We start from the raw sequence: 18,046 nt of genomic DNA on the forward strand, positions 1-18,046 counted from the left end.
AACGCAAGGGACAGTGCCCGATCAGCCATCCATGGGTTCGGTGGCAGGCGCCGCCGTCACCGGGGCCGGTGTCTGCTCGGACTGGATGCCCGTGACACGCACCTCGACCCGGCGATCCGGCGCCAGACAGCCGATCAGCTCGCTCTTGGCCTGGATGCCGTCACACTGGGTGCCGGTGACCGGGCTGCTTTCACCCATGCCCTGGATGGCGACCTTGTCCGCCGGCAGGCCCATGCCTATCAAGGTGTCGGCCACCGTCTGGGCGCGGGCCTCGGACAGGGTCTGGTTGTACTCATCCGAGCCGATGCGATCCGTGTAGCCCATGACGGTGATCTGGCCATCCTTGGGGTTGACCGCGACTATCTGCTGGTAGAGATCCGCCAGCGCGCTGCTGCCCTCGGCCCGCAGGGAGGACTTGTTGAACTCGAACAGGACATCCGAACTGAGGGAGAAGCGCTTGTCGACCATGACGGGCTCGGGCGCCGCGACCATGGGGGCGACCACGGGGGCCACATAGGCATGGCGGTTCGGGTGGAACACCAGCTCCAGGGTGGCGACGCTGGCATCGGTCACCCAGCGATCCGTGCCACTGCCCAGCTTGCCGTTGTCGACATCGTCGCCGACCCGGAACATGTAGCGGTAACGGGCCTGCAGATCGAGCCAGTCGGTCAGCCGGGCGCCCATGCCCAGTCCCAGCAGCGGGGCATAGTCATTGTCGGAACCATTGATGGTGTCCACCTGATAGAGGTAGGCGCCCCCCTCGGCAAACAGCGAGAAGACATCCCCGATCGGCAGGCGACCGATGGCGGACAGGGTGGCCCCCTGGCTGCTGAACTGCTCGTTGTCGACCTGCCAGTCGCCGGTGTTGAGGTAACCGAGCTCGGCGCCGAAGTTCTCGTTGAAGTTGTACCCGGCGAACAGGCTCCAGGCGGTATCGTTCTTGTCGACATCCTTGCCGAGATCACCGATATCATGGCCGATGGCAACGCCGCCACCGCCCCCGAGATACCAGTCGTTGGCCTGGACGGGAAGGCTGGCAGCTGATGTGAGAGCCACGGCAATCAGTGCGGATAACAGGCTTGGTTTCATCGCTTATCCTCTTTTGTTGTTGTGCAAAAGTTGTTACGCACCATCTAGTTATAGCCACCCCCTCTGGTTTTGCGTGGCCCGGTACCCATCTGGCAGCGTGTCCTGTGAGCCGGATCCCAGGAAGGGGAGAGGGGGCCAGGGTGCAAGGAGACCCAGGGTCAGGTGCAGACGGGGCAATAAAAAAGAGGAGGCATCTGGGCCTCCTCTTCTGATGAACCAGGGTCAGACACGCAACATTACTGCTGCTGCACTTCCTGTACACCGGTGACGCGCACTTCGACGCGGCGATCCGGTGCCAGGCAGGCGATCAGCTCGTTCTTGCCCTTGATGCCATCACACTGGCTGCCGGTGACCGGGTTCGCTTCCCCTTGACCCTGGATGGCGACCTTGCCGGCGGGCAGGCCCTTGCCGACCAGGAAGTCGGCCACGGTGCGGGCACGCGCTTCAGACAGCTTCTGGTTGTAGGCGTCGGAGCCGATGCGGTCGGTGTAACCGACGACCACGGCGCTGCCATCCTTGGGCTGGATCTCGACGATCTGCTGATACAGGCCGTTCAGGGCATCCATCCCCTCCGGTTTGAGGCTGGATTTGCCAAAGGCAAACAGCACGTCAGAGCTCAGGGAGAAGCTCTTGTCGACGATGACGGGCTCGGGTTCGGCGACCACGGGGGCGGCGACCGGCGCGACATAGGAGGTACGATTCGGGTGCAGCACCAGCTCAAGGGTGGCCACGCTCATGTCGGTTTCCCAGATCATGTTGTCGCTGCCGGTCTTGTTCTCGTCACCCACGTCCCACATGTAGCGGTAGCGAGCCTGCACGTCGATGAGGTCGGACAGCTTGGCGGTCAGGCCCAGGCCGGCCAGGGGGGCGATGCCGTTGTCGCTCTGGCCATTGCCGTTGGCGTGGAACACATAGGCACCACCCTCGGCAAAGACGGAGAAGATATCACCCAGGGGCAGACGGCCGATACCAGACAGGGTCGCGCCCTTGCTGGTGAAATCGACGCCATCGATGCCCGCCTTGCCGGCGTACAGATAGCCGAGTTCGGCCCCGAAGTTTTCGGTGAAGTTGTAACCACCGAACAGACTCAGCGCGGTAGCGTCCTTGTCCACATCGGCGTTCTTGCCGAAATCTTCCAGATCGTGGGTATAGGCCCAACCGGCGGCGATGCCGGTGTACCAGTCGTTGTCAGCAGCCTGAGCTGCGGTGCTGCCCGCGGCCGCCAGGGCCAGGGCAATCAGGGTCGGTGCCACTTTCATTTTCATCGTTATATCCTCGTTGAGTTTGCCGTGCCATTGGCGCGCACTCTTAGTCATATGCTGTTCACCCGAGCAAAGCCCGAATGGCATATCTCCGTGTTGTAGCACGGATGGCATGAACGAATATGAAGGACTCCTGGCTACTCACGGCACCAAAGGCAGCCGTGGACAACTAACCGGTAGAGACACTTTTAATAACTCATCCAATACCTTAGAAGCGGAATAACTGTATTCTTTTGACTCGCATTGATCAAGTTATCGAACAGATAGGCGGCATCCGAGGGGGCAACAGGGGGGCATTGGAGGGGATTTGGCGGAGGCGTTCCGACAAGAGGTGTCGCAATCTGGCCCCAAAAAGCGAAAGGGGACGCGATGCGTCCCCTTTGATCAGTATCTCGTGGAGATTACTGTTGAACTTCCTGTACGCCGGAAACGCGAACTTCTACACGACGATCCGGGGCCAGGCAGGCGATCAGCTGAGCCTTGGCCTTGATGCCGTCACACTGGGTGCCGGTGACCGGGTTGGCTTCGCCTTGACCTTCGATGGCGACTTTACCAGCGGCCATGCCTTTACCGACCAGGAAGTCAGCAACGGTACGGGCACGGGCTTCGGACAGCTTCTGGTTGTAAGCGTCGGAACCGATGCGGTCGGAGTAACCGACAACCACGGCGCTGCCATCTTTCGGCTGAGCGTCGATGATCTGCTGGTACAGACCGTTCAGGGCTTCAACACCTTCCGGCTTCAGAGTGGATTTGCCAAAGGCAAACAGCACGTCGGAGCTCATGGTGAAGTTCTTCTCAACCATGACAGGAGCAGGAGCGGCTTCTTCAACGACAGGGGCAGCAACCGGCTCAACATAGGAGGTGCGGAACGGGTGGTAAACCACTTCCACGGTACCGATGCTCTGGTTGTCTTTGTAGTTGTCGCCAGAAGTGTTGTAAGCAGAGGTGGAGATGTCGGAGACATTCCACATGTAGCGGTAGCGAGCCTGCAGATCCAGGGCGTCGTTCAGCTTGTAGGTCAGACCCAGGCCGGCCAGCGGGGAAACGCGAGTGTCGCTGGTTTCCAGACCGTCGGTGTGAGCCCAGTAGGCACCGCCTTCAGCGAAGATGGACAGGTCCTTGGCAACCGGCAGACGACCGATACCAGACAGGGTTGCGCCCTGGTTTTCGAAACGGGAGCCGTTGGTGTTGCCACGACCGGCGTACTGGTAGCCCAGCTCGGCGCCGAAGTTTTCGGTGAAGTTGTAACCGACGAAGGCGTTGGCAGCAGCAGCGTTTTCTTCACCGTCTTTCACGCCATCGATCTTGTTCAGACCGTTGATGTGAGCAGCACCGGCACCAACACCCAGGTACAGATCGTTGTCAGCGGCTTGGGCAGCAGTAGCACCCAGGGTTGCCATGGCGATGGCAATCAGGGAAGGGGCCATTTTCATCATAAATATATCCTCGTTGAGCAACACGTTGTCACGTGCTTCGCACTTTTTGATTTATGTAAGCTGCAGGCTCTGCCAACGATGGCAAGGAGTCTGACAGGGATCCCGTGTTCCAGGATCTCTCTCATCCATGAACCAGCGGGGTGTGCTTGCACACATTTTCCCCACCAAAAAAGGGTGTCAATCCGATGACGATGCGCACTTTATTCCCATTTCAAACCATGATCAAGCTCACAAAACAGGGGTGAGCCAATTTGTGTCGCTTGCTTCAGGGGCGGTTCAGGGTCGGGATTTAGTGGTCTAAGTAGGTCCTGTGCAGTCGTTTTTCAAGCTTCATATAGGACCCAACCCAGGCGGAGCAAGGGCTGGCGGGCTCCAGACGGGCTGACAATACGGCGAGCAGTTCCTGCTCGGTGGCGGTGTCGAGCAGGGGAGTGAAGCTGAGCAAAAAATGTTTGGCCAGGTAGGGGTCGAGGGGCCAGATGTTGAGAATGGCGCGGGCGACCGGCTGCACGGCGGCGGGACAGACGAAGTGGCGATGGCCGGCCTCCAGCCAGCGTGCCATGTCGCGCAGGCCGGATTCGGGAACCAGCATCCCTCGTCCAGGTTCGCTGGCCAGGGGCATGGTGCGCCCATCTTGCAGGGTCAAGAGGCCTTCACCTGTCATGACGCCGTCATGATTGCGCAGGGGAAGCCCCGGTTCTGACTGGGTCAGATAGAGGCTGATGCGCTCTGGCAGGGTCTGCAATATCTCGGCGGCGTGTGCCGTCATGGTGGCCGGCAGCAGCAGAGCTTCTGCCCGGTAGTGCTGGCCTTGTTGCAGTTGCAGGGCCAGATCCTGGGGGCGGGTACTTGGGTGGAGGCGGGAGATGATGCCGGGAAACGCCATGTTTATTACTCTTTATGGGTAGTGGTGGGATTATACGGAGGATTCATCGGGCCTCCATAAAGGTTTCTTTTCGAGACTGTTTACCTCGGGCGATTGAGCGATTACCATCCCCGAGGTTTTTAAGGGTTGTCGCCAGAAGGCGTATATAAGATAGAGACTCGACCATAACGAGTCCGTCCAAAACTGATACACTTGACTACGAGTCGTCGCGAAAAATAAGGCGGAGTCAATCCGCCATACGGAGTATGGAACCACTATGAATTCAAACATTGACACTGTTGGCAAGAAGATCCGCCAGATCCGTGAAGCCGTCGGCCTGAGCCGACCCAAGTTTGCCGATCTGCTGGGTGTTCCCCCCACCACCCTGAAAAACTATGAACTCGGTTACCGTGAAGTCGGTGGCGCCTTCCTGGTTGCCCTGGCTCATCACCCGGAACTGCACAAGTTCACTCTCTGGCTGCTGGCCGACAAGAAAGTCGCCGAGATTGGTCAGATTGGTCCGGACGATCTCACCAAAGGCTGAGCCTTGAGAATGTTCCAGTGAGAAATGCCGCCCCCAGGGGCGGCATTTTTTTGTCCGTGTTTTCCCTGCGCGGTGCCGTCCTCAGGGGGAGAGCAGGCCGAGCCGGGTCAGCTCATCCTTGAGCTGATGGGCGTTGCGCTCGACGCAGGCTTCCCCCTCTTCGATGGCGTCGGCCGCCCGGTGGAAGTCCATGATGGAGAGGCCGCCCAGGCGAGGGCAGAGCTGGATCTCGGGGGGATCCCCCGCCATGCGGGCCCGGGTGATCCGCTCCTGCATGATGTTGAGGGTGCTGCTCATCACGTTCCACATGCCGGGCGGGGTCGGGCCTTCGCTGCGATTGAACCACTGACCGAACAGCTTGCTCTGGGCAGGCAAGACCTCCTCCTGTTCCTGGCCCCAGGGTTGGTGCAGGTCCGTGTTGAGGTTGACGGCGATCACCACCTCGGCCCCCATGGCACGGGCCAGCGAGATGGGCACCGGATTGACCACGGCGCCATCGACCAGCCACTGCTCGTTGAGCAGGGTCGGGGTCAGCAGACCCGGCATGCCGCAGGAGGCGCGCACGCACTGGCGCAAGGGGCCCTCTTTGAGCCAGATCTCGCGACCGGTATCGAGCTCGGTGGCGACGCAGGAGAACGGCATGGGCAGATCTTGGATGTCGGGCTCCCCCAGGTGGCCGCCGGCGATGCCAAATACCTTTTCCCCTCGAAACAGGCCACCGGAAAGGGCGGGATCCAGCATGCTGACGACCTGCAGCCGGGTGAAGCCGCGTACCCACTCCTCCAGGGCGTCGAGGGCCCCCGCCGCATAGGCGGCGCCCACGAAGCTGCCGATGGAGCAGCCAGCGACCAGATCGGGTTTGACCCCGAGTCGCTCCAGCCCACGTATGATGCCTATATGTGACCAGCCTCTGGCGGCGCCACTGCCGAGGGCGAGCCCCAATCTGGGTCTTCGTGTCACGGTTCTCTCCTTGCTGATGATGATGGGCCGCGTCTGGGGCGAGCAGGGGCGAGATCCGCCGGCTGGCGGGCCAGGCCTGTTACCTTTTGTCACACTTATACATAGTCGCGGCAAGAAGTGGGGCTAGAATGGCCCTCTATTGTGAAATTCATACCCTTGTTTACTGGATCCATCAATGAAAATGCGTAGCTGGTTGCCACTGACGGTGCTTCTCCTCCTGGTGCTCGGTGCCTGGTATTACCGATCCGAAGCGCCCGAGGTCAAGGGCGCCGCCCACAGGGTCAATATCCGTACCCAGACCGTCAGCGAGACCCTGAGCAACCCCACCCTCAAGCTGGTTGGCAAGCTGGCGGCCAATCGGGCCGTGGTGGTGAGCCCAGAGGTGACGGGTCGTATCGCCCGCATCCTGGTGCACTCGGGCCAGCAGGTCACGGCGGGTCAGGTCTTGATCCAGCTGGACGTAGGCAAGCAGCAGGCGGAACTGGCGGAGCAGAGCGCCAGTGTACGCGACGAGGAGCGCAAGCTGCGGGACATGAGGCGCCTGGTGGCGCGGGGGGCCGTGACCAGCTCCGAACTGGAGGGGCAGGAGGCGACGACCGCCATGGCCCAGGCACGCCTGGCCGCCGCCCGCTACGAGCTGGGGCTGCGCGAATTGCGCGCCCCCTTCAATGGCACAGTGAGCCTGATCGATCTCAGTGAAGGGGCCCTGGTGGGCAATGGGGACAGCCTGTTGCACCTGGATGAGCTGGACAAGTTGCGTCTGGATCTGGCGGTGCCCGAGCGTTATCTCTCCTTGCTGCGCCCGGGCATGACGGTGACGGCGATCAGCGCCGCCTGGCCGGATCAGCAGTTCCAGGGCAGCCTGGAGACGGTGGACAGCCGGGTCTCAGACAGCAGCCAGAACATCAAGGCTCGCGTCATCTTCCCCAATCCTGCGGGCCAGTTGCGTCCCGGCATGCTGCTCAGCGTCGAGCTGGCCCTGCCCGCCCGGCAGATGACCCTGATCCCGAGCCAGTCGGTGGAGTACCTGGGCGAGCAGCGCTTCGTCTATCGCCTCGAGGCCGATGGCCGGGTCAAGCGGCTGCCCGTGGTGCTCGGTGAGACCCAGGGCGAGCAGGTCTGGGTCACCGAGGGGCTCAAGGCGGGGGATCGCATCGTGGTGGAGGGGCTGGTCAATCTCAGGGATGGCTTGCTGGTCAAGGATCTGGCGAAGGTGAACGGCTGATGTGGCTCTCTGATATTTCGGTACGCCGGCCCCTGGTGGCCGTGGTGATCAGTGCCCTGCTCACCGTGTTTGGTCTGGTGGCCTTCTCCAAGTTGACGGTGCGGGAGATGCCGGACGTGCAGACCCCTTCCGTCTCCGTCAGCACCACCTATGAGGGGGCGGCGCCCGAGGTGATGGAGAGCCAGGTCACCAAGCCCATCGAGGATCAGCTTTCCGGCATCAGCGGCATCAAGAACATCAACTCGGTGACCCGCAAGGGGCGCTCCATGATCACGGTGGAGTTCAAGCTCGGCTGGAACATGGTGGAGGGGGTGTCGGACGTGCGCGATGCCATCTCCCGCGCCCGCATCAAGCTGCCGGACGGGGTGGACGAGCCCCTCATCACCAAGGACAGCGGCAACGGCGACGTCGCCATCTGGCTCAACTTCAGCAGCAGCCAGATGGACAGAACCGCCATGACGGATTACGCCAACCGGGTGTTGGTCGACCCCTTGAGCCTGGTGGACGGGGTGAGCGAGGTGATGCTCTCCGGCGATCTGGAGCGGGTCATGTATGTCAGGCTGCGCCCGGTGGACATGGCCGCCCGCGGCATCACCATCAGCGATGTGGAGGCGGCGCTGACCCGGGAGAACATAGAGCTGCCGGGGGGAGAGATCCGCAATGACAGCATGACGGTGGCGGTACAGATAGCGCGCCTCTATCACACGGCCGCCGATTTTCGCCGTCTCCAGGTGACCACCGCCAGCAACGGTCAACCCATCTATCTAGCGGACATCGCCGACGTGGACGTGGGGGCCAAGAACGAAGACAGCGCCTACCAGCGCAACGGCCGGGAGAGCCTGGGGATAGGGGTCATCCCCCAGTCCACCGCCAACCCATTGGCGGTGGCAGAAGGCATATCCCGGAAGATGACCCAGATGCAGCGCTTCCTGCCGGAAGGAGCGACCCTCGAGGTCGATTACGATTCCACCATCTTCATCAAGCAGTCCATCGAGGAGGTCTACAACACCCTGGCCATCAGCGCCCTGCTGGTGGTGGCCGTGCTCTACCTCTTCCTCGGCCAGGGGCGCACCACCCTTATCCCCGCCATCACTGTGCCTGTGTCGCTGATCTCGGCCTTCATCGGCGCCTGGTATCTGGGGTTTTCCATCAACCTCATCACCTTGCTGGCCCTCATTCTCGCCATCGGCCTGGTGGTGGATGACGCCATTGTGGTGGTGGAGAACATCCACCATCACCTGCAACGGGGCGAACCGCCGCTGCTGGCGGCCTGGCACGGCACCCGCGAGGTGGGCTTTGCCGTCATCGCCACCACGGCGGTGCTGGTGATGGTGTTTGTGCCCATCGCCTTCATGGATGGCATGGTGGGCAGGCTCTTCACCGAGTTCGCCATCCTCCTGTCCCTCGCGGTGATCTGCTCCTCCCTGGTGGCACTGACCCTGACCCCGGCCATGGGGTCCTGGCTGATGCGGGCCAAGGAGAGCACCAACCCGCTGACAGCGGCCCTGGACCGAGCCCTCGGCCGGGTAGAGGGCCACTACCGTCGCCTGCTTGGCTGGCTGCTGCCCCGTTCCGGCTGGGCGCTGCTGGTGCTGGCGCTCTGCCTGGGAGGCAGTCTGGCGCTGCTCAGGCTGTTGCCCGCCAACCTGACGCCGACCGAGGACAGGGGGGTCGTCTATGTGTTCGTCAAGGGAGCCGAGGGCACCAGCATAGAGCGGATGAAGCGCAACATGCAGCAGGTGGAGGCCGCCATCATGCCGCTGCTCGGCCAGGGCGTGGTGCAGGCCATGAGCTTCAGCACCCCCGCCTTTGGCAAGGGGGGCGATCAGACCGGCATGGCCATCATACAGCTCACCGACTGGGCCCTGCGGGACCAGAGCGCCACCGCCTTCACCAAGACACTGACTGCCCGTCTGTCCGGCATTCCGGACGTGATGATCCGCCCCTTCCAGCCCGGTTTTCGGCGCGGCTCCACCGCCCCGGTGCAGTTCGTGTTGCAGGGGGGCGATTATGGGGAGCTCAATGAAGTGGGCGGCCGGCTCCAGCTGCTGGCCCAGCAGAGCGGCCTGATGCTCAACGGGGATCTCGATTACGCCGAGAAGACCCCCGAGCTGCAGGTGACCATAGCGCGGGAGCGAGCCAGCGAGCTCGGTATCCCGGTCTCCACCGTGGCCAACAGCCTGCAAACCCTGCTTGGCGGCACCAGCAAGACCACCTATGTCGACAGGGGGGAGGAGTATGACGTCTATCTGCGGGCCGATCAGACCAAGCTCAACGGCGTCTCGGATCTGAGCCGCATCTACCTCAAGGCCGCCAGTGGCGACATGGTGAGCCTCTCCACCCTGGCCAGCTTCAAGCAGGTGGCCAGCCCCAACCGGCTCAATCACTATCAGCGCCAGAAGGCGGTGACCCTGACCGCGGATCTCGCCCCCGGCCACACCCTGGGGGAGGCGCTGGACTTCCTCGACGGCTGGGCCAACGACAACCTGCCGGCGGGCATGACGGTGGATTACGCCGGCGACTCCAAGGATTATCGCGACAACCAGGGGGAGATGGCCCTGGTGTTCGCTCTGGCCCTGCTGGTGGTCTATCTGGTGCTGGTGGCCCAGTTCGAGAGCCTGATCACCCCGGCCGTGGTGATGATGACGGTGCCGCTTGGCATCTTCGGCGGCCTGCTCGGCCTCTGGCTGACGGGACAGGAGATGAGCATCTACAGCCAGATCGGCATGATCATGCTGATCGGCATGGTGACCAAGAACGGCATACTGATAGTCGAGTTCATCAACCAGCTGCGTCAGCGGGGCCAGGGGTTCGAAGAGGCCATCATCTCGGGGGCGGTGCGCCGTCTGCGCCCCATCCTGATGACCTCCCTGACCGCCGTGATTGGCGCCGTGCCCCTGATGCTCTCCATGGGGGCGGGCTACGAGAGCCGGATGACGGTGGGAACCGTGGTCTTCTTCGGGTTGTCCCTCGCGACCCTGGTGACCCTGCTGCTGATCCCCGCCTGTTATCATTTGCTGGCCAGGAGGGCCGGCATGACAGGGCAGCGCAGCCAGCAGGTGGATGAGGCCATCGGCACCCAGCCCAGAGTATGAGGGGGGACACCATATGGTATGGCCTAGTGCCTGCGCCGACCCGGGTCGGCTGCCATTGACTAGGCTGGATCCATCTTCTGAACGAGGGGTTCATCTTGGCCATGTCACGTCACGGGACGCTGCCCTTTCTCTGCCTGGGCTGCGGACTCTTGCTCATGGGGGCCAGCCAGCAGCCGAGCCTGCTGCTGGCGGGTCTGGCTGCCTATCTCATCGGGGGCCTGGTCTGGTACCGCATCAGCCATCAGCAACGTCATGACAAGGGCAGGCGCAAGCGTGGCTGGCCCCTGTGGCTCTATGAGATCCGCCCCTTCGTCATGGTGTTGCTGGGGCTGCTGATGGTGCGGGAGCTGACCCATCCCCTGTTCCTGCTGCCTGCCCTGTTCTGGATCCTGCTTGGCGGTTATCAGTGGTGGCAGCGCCATCGCCACAGGTTCTGGCGCCAGCCCCCCTTGCGGGCCCCTTAGCCCCAGGGTGGCAGCGGCTATCCCTTTCGATTAGCAGGGACAAAAAGCCGTCGCCCCCGCCTGGCTCTGCCGGTATAATGCGCGACCCGAATTGTTCCAGGTGGTCAAAATGCAGCCGGTTACCAACCTTTTCTCCTATCCCCGCTACTGGGCCGAGTGCTACGGCACTGCGCCCTTCCTGCCCATGTCCCGCGCGGAGATGGACAAGCTCGGCTGGGACAGCTGCGACATAGTGCTGGTGACAGGCGACGCCTACGTGGATCACCCGAGCTTCGGTATGGCGGTCATTGGCCGCATGCTCGAATCCCAGGGCTTTCGGGTCGGTATCATCGCCCAGCCGGACTGGTCATCGAAGGATGACTTCATGCGTCTGGGCAAGCCCAACCTCTTCTACGGGGTGACCGCGGGCAACATGGACTCCATGATCAACCGCTACACCGCCGACAAGAAGCTGCGCCACGACGACGCCTACACCCCGGGGGATGTGGGCGGCAAGCGGCCGGACCGCGCCACCCTGGTCTATACCCAGCGCTGCAAAGAGGCCTATAAAGAGGTCCCCGTGGTCATCGGCGGCATAGAGGCGTCGCTTCGCCGTATCGCCCACTACGACTATTGGTCCGAGACCATCCGCCGCTCGATCCTCATCGACGCCAAGGCCGACATCCTCATCTATGGCAACGCCGAGCGCCCCCTGGTGGAGGTGGCTCACCGCATCGCAGGTGGCGAGACCATCGACACCATGCAGGACATTCGCGGTACTGCCGTCATCCGCAAGGAGCCGCTGCCGGGCTGGCGCGGGGTGGATTCGAGCAAGCTCGACCAGATTGGCCGCATCGACCCCATCATGAACCCCTATATGGAAGGGGCGCCTTGCGCCGATGACGAAGGCACAGCGCCGGCGGAGCAGGAGGCCAAGCCCATCCTGGTGCAGCCGCCCAAGCAGAAACCCTGGGAGAAGACCTACGTCAAGCTGCCGGCGTTCGAGCGGGTGAAGGAAGACAAGGTACTCTACGCCCATGCGTCGCGCATCCTGCACCACGAGACCAACCCGGGCTGTGCCCGCGCGCTCTCCCAGGCCCACGGCGATCGCATCATCTGGGTCAACCCGCCCGCCTTCCCGCTCGAGACCGACGAGATGGACGGGGTGTTCGGCCTGCCGTACCAGCGGGTGCCGCACCCGGCCTATGGCAAGGAGAAGATCCCGGCCTACGACATGATCAAGACCTCGGTCAACATCATGCGTGGCTGCTTCGGCGGCTGCTCCTTCTGCTCCATCACAGAGCACGAGGGGCGCATCATCCAGAGCCGCTCGGAAGAGTCGATCATCAAGGAAATCGAAGAGATCCGCGACAAGGTGCCGGGCTTTACCGGCGTCATCTCGGATCTCGGCGGTCCCACCGCCAACATGTACCGCTTACGCTGCAAGAGCCCCAAGGCCGAGCAGACCTGCCGCCGAGCCTCCTGCGTCTGGCCGACCATCTGCCCGCACATGGACACCGACCATACCCCGACCATCAACCTCTACCGCAAGGCGCGGGATGTGAAGGGGATCAAGAAGATACTGATCGCCTCCGGGGTGCGTTACGACATCGCGGTGGAAGATCCGCGCTACATCAAGGAGCTGGCCAAGTACCACGTCGGCGGCTATCTCAAGATCGCGCCGGAACACACCGAAGAGGGTCCGCTCTCCAAGATGATGAAGCCGGGCATGGGCAGCTACTACAGCTTCAAGGAGCTGTTCGACAAGTATTCCAAAGAGGCGGGCAAGCAGCAGTACCTGATCCCCTACTTCATCTCCGCTCACCCGGGCACCACGGATGAAGACATGGTGAACATGGCGCTCTGGATCAAATCCAACCGCTTCAAGCTCGATCAGGTGCAGAACTTCTACCCGTCGCCGCTCGCCAACGCCACCACCATGTATTACACCGAGAAAAACCCGCTGGGCAAGGTGAGCCGCCAGGGCGGGGACGTGTTCGTGGTGAAAGGGGAGCGTCGTCGTCGCCTGCACAAGGCGCTGCTGCGCTACCACGACCCGGCCGGCTGGCCCATGATCCGCGAAGCCCTGCTGGAGATGGGCAAAGGTCACCTGATCGGCAACGGCCCCGACTGCCTGGTGCCGCCGGAAGGTCGCGGCGAAGCCAAGGCCGAGCGCAGCCGTAACAAGGGCCTCAAGCCTGCGTTGACCCGTCACAGCAATATCGTGCATCAGCGTGGTAATGGGGCGGACAGCAAGGCTGCTGGTGGCAAGGCGGGCAATGGCAAACCGGTGGGCTCCCAGTTGCAGAAAGGGGCGGGTAACGGCAAGTCTGCCGTACAGGGCACAAGTCAGGGCAAACCTGCCGGAAAACCCGCCCATAAGGGTAAAACCCCGACCCGTGCCGGATCTGCCAAGCCGGGCGCCAAACCCGCCACTCAGGGCGGCAAGCCTGCGGCCAAAGGCAATGGAGCCAAGCGACCGGCAAGGTGAGTTTGCTGATTGGAAAGCGAGATCAATAAAAAGGCGACCGAGTGGTCGCCTTTTTATAGTCCGTTAGAGTCCTTTCTTATTCCAAGAATATCATTAAGACTGATGGGGTTCTAAAATATTAATTATTCTTTTTATGTTGTTATTTATAAGTAATTGTATCAGGTGTCTTTTTAGTGTATCTGAGTCAGTTATATTTTTAGCTAGCTCTTCTTCTAAAGATATCCAAAATGACAATTCACTTCTAAAGTAAAAGCATATTGGTCTATTGTTTAGATTCATTGACTCTGTATATCTGGCAAACAGATGCTGATTAAATGTGCTTATTTCATTGTTGCATTTATTTAATATAACATGAGTGAATTCGGTTGGATTTATATGTTTAAAAATAGGTTCGTATTTATATTCTTCGTATGAAGATTTAAACGTCGTATCATTAAATTCGTTAAAAAGGTGAGATGTGGCCTCAATAATTTTATTTTTAGTGTGCTCCGCCTCTTCAGCAAGATATGATTTTTCATTTTCAGATCTAATTAATTCTCTACAGAAATCGAAGTCGTCATCTCCATCTTCATCACAAATGTATCCATATCCACTTCCATTAGTCCTTCCCTTTTTACCGATATATGATTGTTTCCAGTGAGGGCTTGTTTTAAATTTAACCGCATATTGGTTTACGGTATTTTTTACGTCTTGAATTGAGAGTGAGCTAAGCCCATTCTTTATAAAAAATATCATTAGCGAAACAATATGCAAATAGATTGGTAGCTCGTACTCTTTTAGAGATTTGAAATCATCTTCCATCTCATGAAGTAGTTTATTAAATTCATCTAACTCTAATTTGTTATAATACCATAATTTAAGCCATAGAGGGTCATCTTTTACATTGTCTTTATCTTTATTGAAATATACTAGCTCTTTAGTGAGGGAGGTTATTTTTTCTATGTCACCTTTGTATAAATAGTCACACCAAGCATCACCTGAGTAAAGTTGTGGATAGCCTTTGAAATAGTTTTCGTATATCTCCTTCGATGTCAGGCCTGAATTTTCAAATAATTTTTCATCAGCATTTACACGATTAAAAGGAAATTTATTTCTTATGGCTTCTTCATTGATATTGCCAGTAGCTATTTCCATGCTGAGTGAGAAGTAGCATCTGATTAAGTTTTTATAAAATTCATCATTGCTCTTATATTCATCAATATGACTTATCAAGTATTCAAAGTTCTCGATAGATCTTTTTATTTTTCTAAGATTTTTTAGCTTTGATTTTTCATATATATCTTTGATGATTTCAACGTTTCCTGACAAATCACATGAAGGGTGTTTCTGTACTGTTGCGTTAATGAATTCATCAAAGTCATGTTTAACTTCAAATGTCTTTCCTACAACCTTCTCTTTAAATAAACTATATTTTTCTTTTTCAGAAATGTTTGATTCATTGGCAATCAAAACAACCTTTTGTTTCGATATTTCAACAATGTAATTAATGTAGCCAAGGATTTCTGTGATTGATATATCTGTTCTCTCTAGGTCATCCAATATCAATACAAAACTATTTTCTTTATTGTTTTTTAATCTTTCAATAATCTCGCTAAATATGTTTTCACTCTTGAATTCAACTTGACCATCTGGTTTTCCGTCGCTATCAAGATCAACCTTTAACCCGAGTTTTATTGCGCTTTTAAATATGTTTCCAGCCATCCGCATACCCTTTGAACCAAGAATGGGATGGAATGATTGAAATATTAAGTCGTTTATTTCAGATGATCTTTTTAAACCAAATAAACTTATTTTTACAATTTTCATTTTTTCATTTTTTCGTTCCGTGCTTTCAATAACTGAGTCAATAAAGTATGTTTTGCCACCCCCCCAAGAACCTGTAATTAGAAATGCATATTCAGGTTCATGCAAGCTAAAGTAGTGCTCTAGGTTCATTTCTATGTGATGGTTAACGCTCATTATAAACTTCCATTATATGCAACGAGTTTAGGATAGATTGGTACTTCTCGAAGTAAAGACTAATTTTTGAGAGAGCTGATTTTTAAAGACGGTAAGTCATTTATTAATTTCGGTCGGTGTAATGACATTAAATGGAGTTGGGATTCTTTACTAAAAAACTTGGCATGCACCATTTCGGAACGCGAGATATTGGGACACCTACCATTTGGTTCTGGTCGTAGTTTGGCCAGAGTCCATGCTACCGCCCGTGGATTACAGCTTCCATATGCTCCATTGACCCGCGCTAGCAGCAACCCATCGCAGCTCAACAGGTTCTAGATGGCTATGGTAAGCCAAACGAAGCTGCCTGTGCGAGCATCAGCAGCGATGACTCTAGGACACCCACCTTTCTGTGTGAGGCGTAAGACCACCAAATCTCACGCTATCGCCCGTGGATGACAGCTTCCAATATGTTTCCTTGACCCGCGCTGGCAAAATCTGGGACACCCATCTTTTTGACAGCGGCGTAAGCTTGGAGGAAATCTGGGACACCCACCTTTTTGACAGCGGCGTAGCCCTGTACTTGGCTTGAGGAGTCACTGCCGAGGAACTTGCCATAACCATTGCCCGTTCGTGTCAAATCAGTTTGCAGGATACGCCTTACTACCACGTGGTCAGTCGCTGTGTGCGGCGGGTAGACAAAAATCTAGGACACCCACCTTTTTGTATGAGGCATAACGCCTCCGAATCCCACGCTACCGCCCGTGGATGACAGCTTCCAATATGCTCCTTTGACCCGCGGTGGCAGTAACCCATCGCAGTTCAACAGGTTCTGGATGGCTATGGTAAGCCAAACGAAACTGCCGGGGCGAGCCTTAAAGTGACCCAACTATCAGAAATAAAAAACAGAAATCTGGGACACCCACCTTTTTGACCAGATGCTCTGGGCCGCCGTGACGGCGCTGGTCTGCGCCGGGGAAATCTGGAAATCTGGGACACCCACCTTTTTGACGGGAGGAAATCTGGGACACCCACCTTTTTGACAGCGGCGTAGCCCTGTACTTGGCTTGAGGTGTCACTGCCCAGGGGGTGAGCCATGACCATTGCCCGTTCGCGTCAAATGAAGTCTGGGACACCCACCTTTTTGACAGCGACGTAGCCCTGTACTTGGCTTGAGGTGTCACTGCCCAGGGGGTGAGCCATGACCATTGCCCGTTCACGTCAAATCAGTTTGCAGGATACGCCTTACTACCACGTGGTCAGTCGCTGTGTGCGGCGGGCGTTTCTGTGCGGGGAAGATGCCCATTCCGGCCAGAGTTACGAGCATCGGCGCCAGTGGGTGGTGGACAAGTTGGGCCAATTGTCGCGACTGTTTGCCATCGGTGTTTGTGCCTATGCGGTGATGAGCAATCACTATCACCTGGTGCTCAAGGTCGAGCCGGATACCGCCGCCAGTTGGAGCGAGCGGGAGGTGGCCGAGCGCTGGGCTGCGCTGTTTCAATGGCCGCTGTTGGTGCGGCGCTGGTATCAGGGGGAATCCCTGATTGAGCCCGAACGGGCTGTGGTGCAGCAACTGATAGGGCAGTGGCGTGAACGCCTGCACTCCATCAGCTGGTTTGTGCGGCTGCTCAACGAAACCCTGGCGCGGCAGGCCAATCGGGAAGATGGTTGCAAGGGCCATTTCTGGGAAGGGCGCTTCAAGAGTCAGGCCCTGCTTACCGAGTCAGCCCTGCTGGCCTGTATGGCGTATGTTGACCTCAATCCGATACGGGCGGCGCTGGCAGAGCGACCCGAGCAGAGCGATTACACCAGCATCAAGCAACGCCTTGAGCGGGAGCCAGCAGCAGAGTCGCTGCCGCCGTTATTGCTGCCATTTGCTGGCCAAGGCACACCCTATCAGGATGACCTGCCTTATGCCTTCACTGACTATCTGATGTTGGTGGACTGGACAGGGCGCGCCATTCGGGTAGGCAAGCGTGGTCATATTCCAGCTCATCTTGCTCCCATCCTGGCGAGGCTGGGGTTGGACGAGGTTAGCTGGCTCAAGCGAGTGGCACTGTTTCGACGACCAGGTATCAGAGTGGTGGGGGACAGGGAGCATTGCCAGCGATTTGCCCGCCATTGTGGTCAGCTGCGATGTCATCAGCCGCAGCGTTGAATCGTCAGCTCACGTTTCATATCCAGACCAAGGCAGTCCAATCGATGCCGGGAATGGTGTTGATCTTCACCACCTGAGCAATGCAATGGCAGTGTCAGAATGACTATGACGCAGTACGTCTCTCGCCATCATTTCCTCCCCCGCCCGTCATGTTATCGATAGTCAGCTTGGTAACGGCTTACTCAGAAAGATGGCTGTCCCAATTAGGGAAGGGCTTTGCTATCTTGCGTTGCCGGATATGGTGGCAGGTGGGGGTCTATGGGCTCTCTCCTGCCTCCTTTAACAGGAGCAATGAGATGGCGATGAAGGCGAGATCGAGAAGAGAGAAGGTGGGCAGCGGGCTCGGGCTGCTGCTCGGGATCATCGGGTTCAATCTGCTGGTGCCCCTCTTGTTTGAACAGCAGGCGAACTTTGATTTCAACCAGCTGCTCTGGGCTGCGGTCAGCGCCATGCTCTGTTCCGAGCTGGGGGCCAGAGTCGGCAAATGGCTCGATGCCAGAGCGCAGGCCAAGGGACTGGCAAAAGAGGGGGAATAGCGCA

13 protein-coding genes and 1 pseudogene are annotated in these 18,046 nt (G+C 58.1%); 8 read left to right on the forward strand and 6 right to left on the reverse strand.

The annotated features are described in order from the left end of the window. Positions 1–21 precede the first annotated feature (21 nt). The 4 genes from ACEUCR_RS09175 to ACEUCR_RS09190 form a co-directional block, all read right to left on the reverse strand. Positions 22–1,089, reverse strand: coding sequence for an OmpA family protein (locus ACEUCR_RS09175; protein ID WP_408789564.1), 1,068 nt, complete (start codon positions 1,087–1,089; stop codon positions 22–24). A gap of 236 nt (positions 1,090–1,325) precedes the next feature. After that, a complete protein-coding gene (gene ompA, locus ACEUCR_RS09180) occupies positions 1,326–2,354 on the reverse strand; it encodes a porin OmpA (RefSeq protein WP_111873839.1) in 1,029 nt (342 codons plus the stop codon). Between the two features lie 398 nt (positions 2,355–2,752). After that, positions 2,753–3,787 carry a porin OmpA gene (gene ompA, locus ACEUCR_RS09185; protein WP_041993651.1) on the reverse strand — a complete coding sequence of 345 codons (1,035 nt, stop codon included), beginning with the start codon at positions 3,785–3,787 and terminating at the stop codon, positions 2,753–2,755. Between the two features lie 289 nt (positions 3,788–4,076). Continuing rightward, complete coding sequence (locus tag ACEUCR_RS09190; RefSeq protein WP_408789567.1) at positions 4,077–4,673, reverse strand: hypothetical protein; 597 nt, start codon at positions 4,671–4,673, stop codon at positions 4,077–4,079. Between the two features lie 256 nt (positions 4,674–4,929). Between ACEUCR_RS09190 and ACEUCR_RS09195 the strand changes: the two genes are divergently transcribed. Then, positions 4,930–5,196 carry a helix-turn-helix domain-containing protein gene (locus tag ACEUCR_RS09195; protein ID WP_041993657.1) on the forward strand — a complete coding sequence of 89 codons (267 nt, stop codon included), beginning with the start codon at positions 4,930–4,932 and terminating at the stop codon, positions 5,194–5,196. An 81-nt stretch (positions 5,197–5,277) separates the two neighbouring features. On the opposite strand, the gene rssA is transcribed toward ACEUCR_RS09195, so the two are convergent. Continuing rightward, positions 5,278–6,156 (reverse strand): patatin-like phospholipase RssA, encoded by an 879-nt coding sequence (gene rssA / locus ACEUCR_RS09200; protein ID WP_111873841.1) that lies wholly within the window; start codon positions 6,154–6,156, stop codon positions 5,278–5,280. A 175-nt stretch (positions 6,157–6,331) separates the two neighbouring features. Here rssA and ACEUCR_RS09205 point away from each other — a divergent pair, with 175 nt between their 5' ends. The 4 genes from ACEUCR_RS09205 to ACEUCR_RS09220 all read left to right on the forward strand — a co-directional run bounded on the left by ACEUCR_RS09205 (position 6,332) and on the right by ACEUCR_RS09220 (position 13,410). Next, entirely contained in the window at positions 6,332–7,381 is a 1,050-nt protein-coding gene (locus ACEUCR_RS09205; protein ID WP_392444223.1) for an efflux RND transporter periplasmic adaptor subunit, read from the forward strand. Next, positions 7,381–10,476 (forward strand): efflux RND transporter permease subunit, encoded by a 3,096-nt coding sequence (locus ACEUCR_RS09210; protein WP_408789570.1) that lies wholly within the window; start codon positions 7,381–7,383, stop codon positions 10,474–10,476. The genes ACEUCR_RS09205 and ACEUCR_RS09210 overlap by 1 nt, the downstream gene beginning before the upstream one ends. Before the next feature lie 101 nt (positions 10,477–10,577). Beyond that, positions 10,578–10,940: a hypothetical protein gene (locus ACEUCR_RS09215; RefSeq protein ID WP_408789658.1), complete on the forward strand. Its 363-nt coding sequence runs from the start codon at positions 10,578–10,580 to the stop codon at positions 10,938–10,940. Between the two features lie 109 nt (positions 10,941–11,049). Further along, positions 11,050–13,410, forward strand: a complete 2,361-nt coding sequence (locus tag ACEUCR_RS09220; RefSeq protein WP_408789573.1) for a YgiQ family radical SAM protein — start codon at positions 11,050–11,052, stop codon at positions 13,408–13,410. 93 nt (positions 13,411–13,503) lie between these two features. Here ACEUCR_RS09220 and ACEUCR_RS09225 read toward each other — a convergent pair whose 3' ends face one another. After that, on the reverse strand, positions 13,504–15,369 hold the full coding sequence (locus tag ACEUCR_RS09225; RefSeq protein WP_408789576.1) for a P-loop NTPase fold protein: 1,866 nt from the start codon (positions 15,367–15,369) through the stop codon (positions 13,504–13,506). 595 nt (positions 15,370–15,964) lie between these two features. Between ACEUCR_RS09225 and ACEUCR_RS09230 the strand changes: the two are divergent. The 3 genes and pseudogenes from ACEUCR_RS09230 to ACEUCR_RS09240 all read left to right on the forward strand — a co-directional run. Then, positions 15,965–16,042, forward strand: a pseudogene (locus ACEUCR_RS09230) (transposase); the annotation flags it as partial. 507 nt (positions 16,043–16,549) lie between these two features. Further along, positions 16,550–17,506 carry a transposase gene (locus tag ACEUCR_RS09235; RefSeq protein WP_408789579.1) on the forward strand — a complete coding sequence of 319 codons (957 nt, stop codon included), beginning with the start codon at positions 16,550–16,552 and terminating at the stop codon, positions 17,504–17,506. Between the two features lie 296 nt (positions 17,507–17,802). Continuing rightward, positions 17,803–18,042, forward strand: coding sequence for a hypothetical protein (locus ACEUCR_RS09240; protein ID WP_111873847.1), 240 nt, complete (start codon positions 17,803–17,805; stop codon positions 18,040–18,042). The last annotated feature ends 4 nt before the right edge of the window (positions 18,043–18,046 follow it).

The organism is Aeromonas bivalvium (genome assembly GCF_046078285.1).
Lineage (GTDB): Bacteria > Pseudomonadota > Gammaproteobacteria > Enterobacterales > Aeromonadaceae > Aeromonas > Aeromonas bivalvium.

What these genes read in the sequence shown, in the direction of transcription:
- ACEUCR_RS09175 (WP_408789564.1), bottom strand. Translation starts at nt 1,089, where the DNA reads ATGAAACCAAGCCTGTTATCCGCACTGATTGCCGTGGCTCTCACATCA.
- ompA (WP_111873839.1), bottom strand. Translation starts at nt 2,354, where the DNA reads ATGAAAATGAAAGTGGCACCGACCCTGATTGCCCTGGCCCTGGCGGCC.
- ompA (WP_041993651.1), bottom strand. Translation starts at nt 3,787, where the DNA reads ATGATGAAAATGGCCCCTTCCCTGATTGCCATCGCCATGGCAACCCTG.
- ACEUCR_RS09190 (WP_408789567.1), bottom strand. Translation starts at nt 4,673, where the DNA reads ATGGCGTTTCCCGGCATCATCTCCCGCCTCCACCCAAGTACCCGCCCC.
- ACEUCR_RS09195 (WP_041993657.1), top strand. Translation starts at nt 4,930, where the DNA reads ATGAATTCAAACATTGACACTGTTGGCAAGAAGATCCGCCAGATCCGT.
- ACEUCR_RS09205 (WP_392444223.1), top strand. Translation starts at nt 6,332, where the DNA reads ATGAAAATGCGTAGCTGGTTGCCACTGACGGTGCTTCTCCTCCTGGTG.
- ACEUCR_RS09210 (WP_408789570.1), top strand. Translation starts at nt 7,381, where the DNA reads ATGTGGCTCTCTGATATTTCGGTACGCCGGCCCCTGGTGGCCGTGGTG.
- ACEUCR_RS09215 (WP_408789658.1), top strand. Translation starts at nt 10,578, where the DNA reads ATGTCACGTCACGGGACGCTGCCCTTTCTCTGCCTGGGCTGCGGACTC.
- ACEUCR_RS09220 (WP_408789573.1), top strand. Translation starts at nt 11,050, where the DNA reads ATGCAGCCGGTTACCAACCTTTTCTCCTATCCCCGCTACTGGGCCGAG.
- ACEUCR_RS09225 (WP_408789576.1), bottom strand. Translation starts at nt 15,369, where the DNA reads ATGAGCGTTAACCATCACATAGAAATGAACCTAGAGCACTACTTTAGC.
- ACEUCR_RS09235 (WP_408789579.1), top strand. Translation starts at nt 16,550, where the DNA reads ATGACCATTGCCCGTTCACGTCAAATCAGTTTGCAGGATACGCCTTAC.
- ACEUCR_RS09240 (WP_111873847.1), top strand. Translation starts at nt 17,803, where the DNA reads ATGGCGATGAAGGCGAGATCGAGAAGAGAGAAGGTGGGCAGCGGGCTC.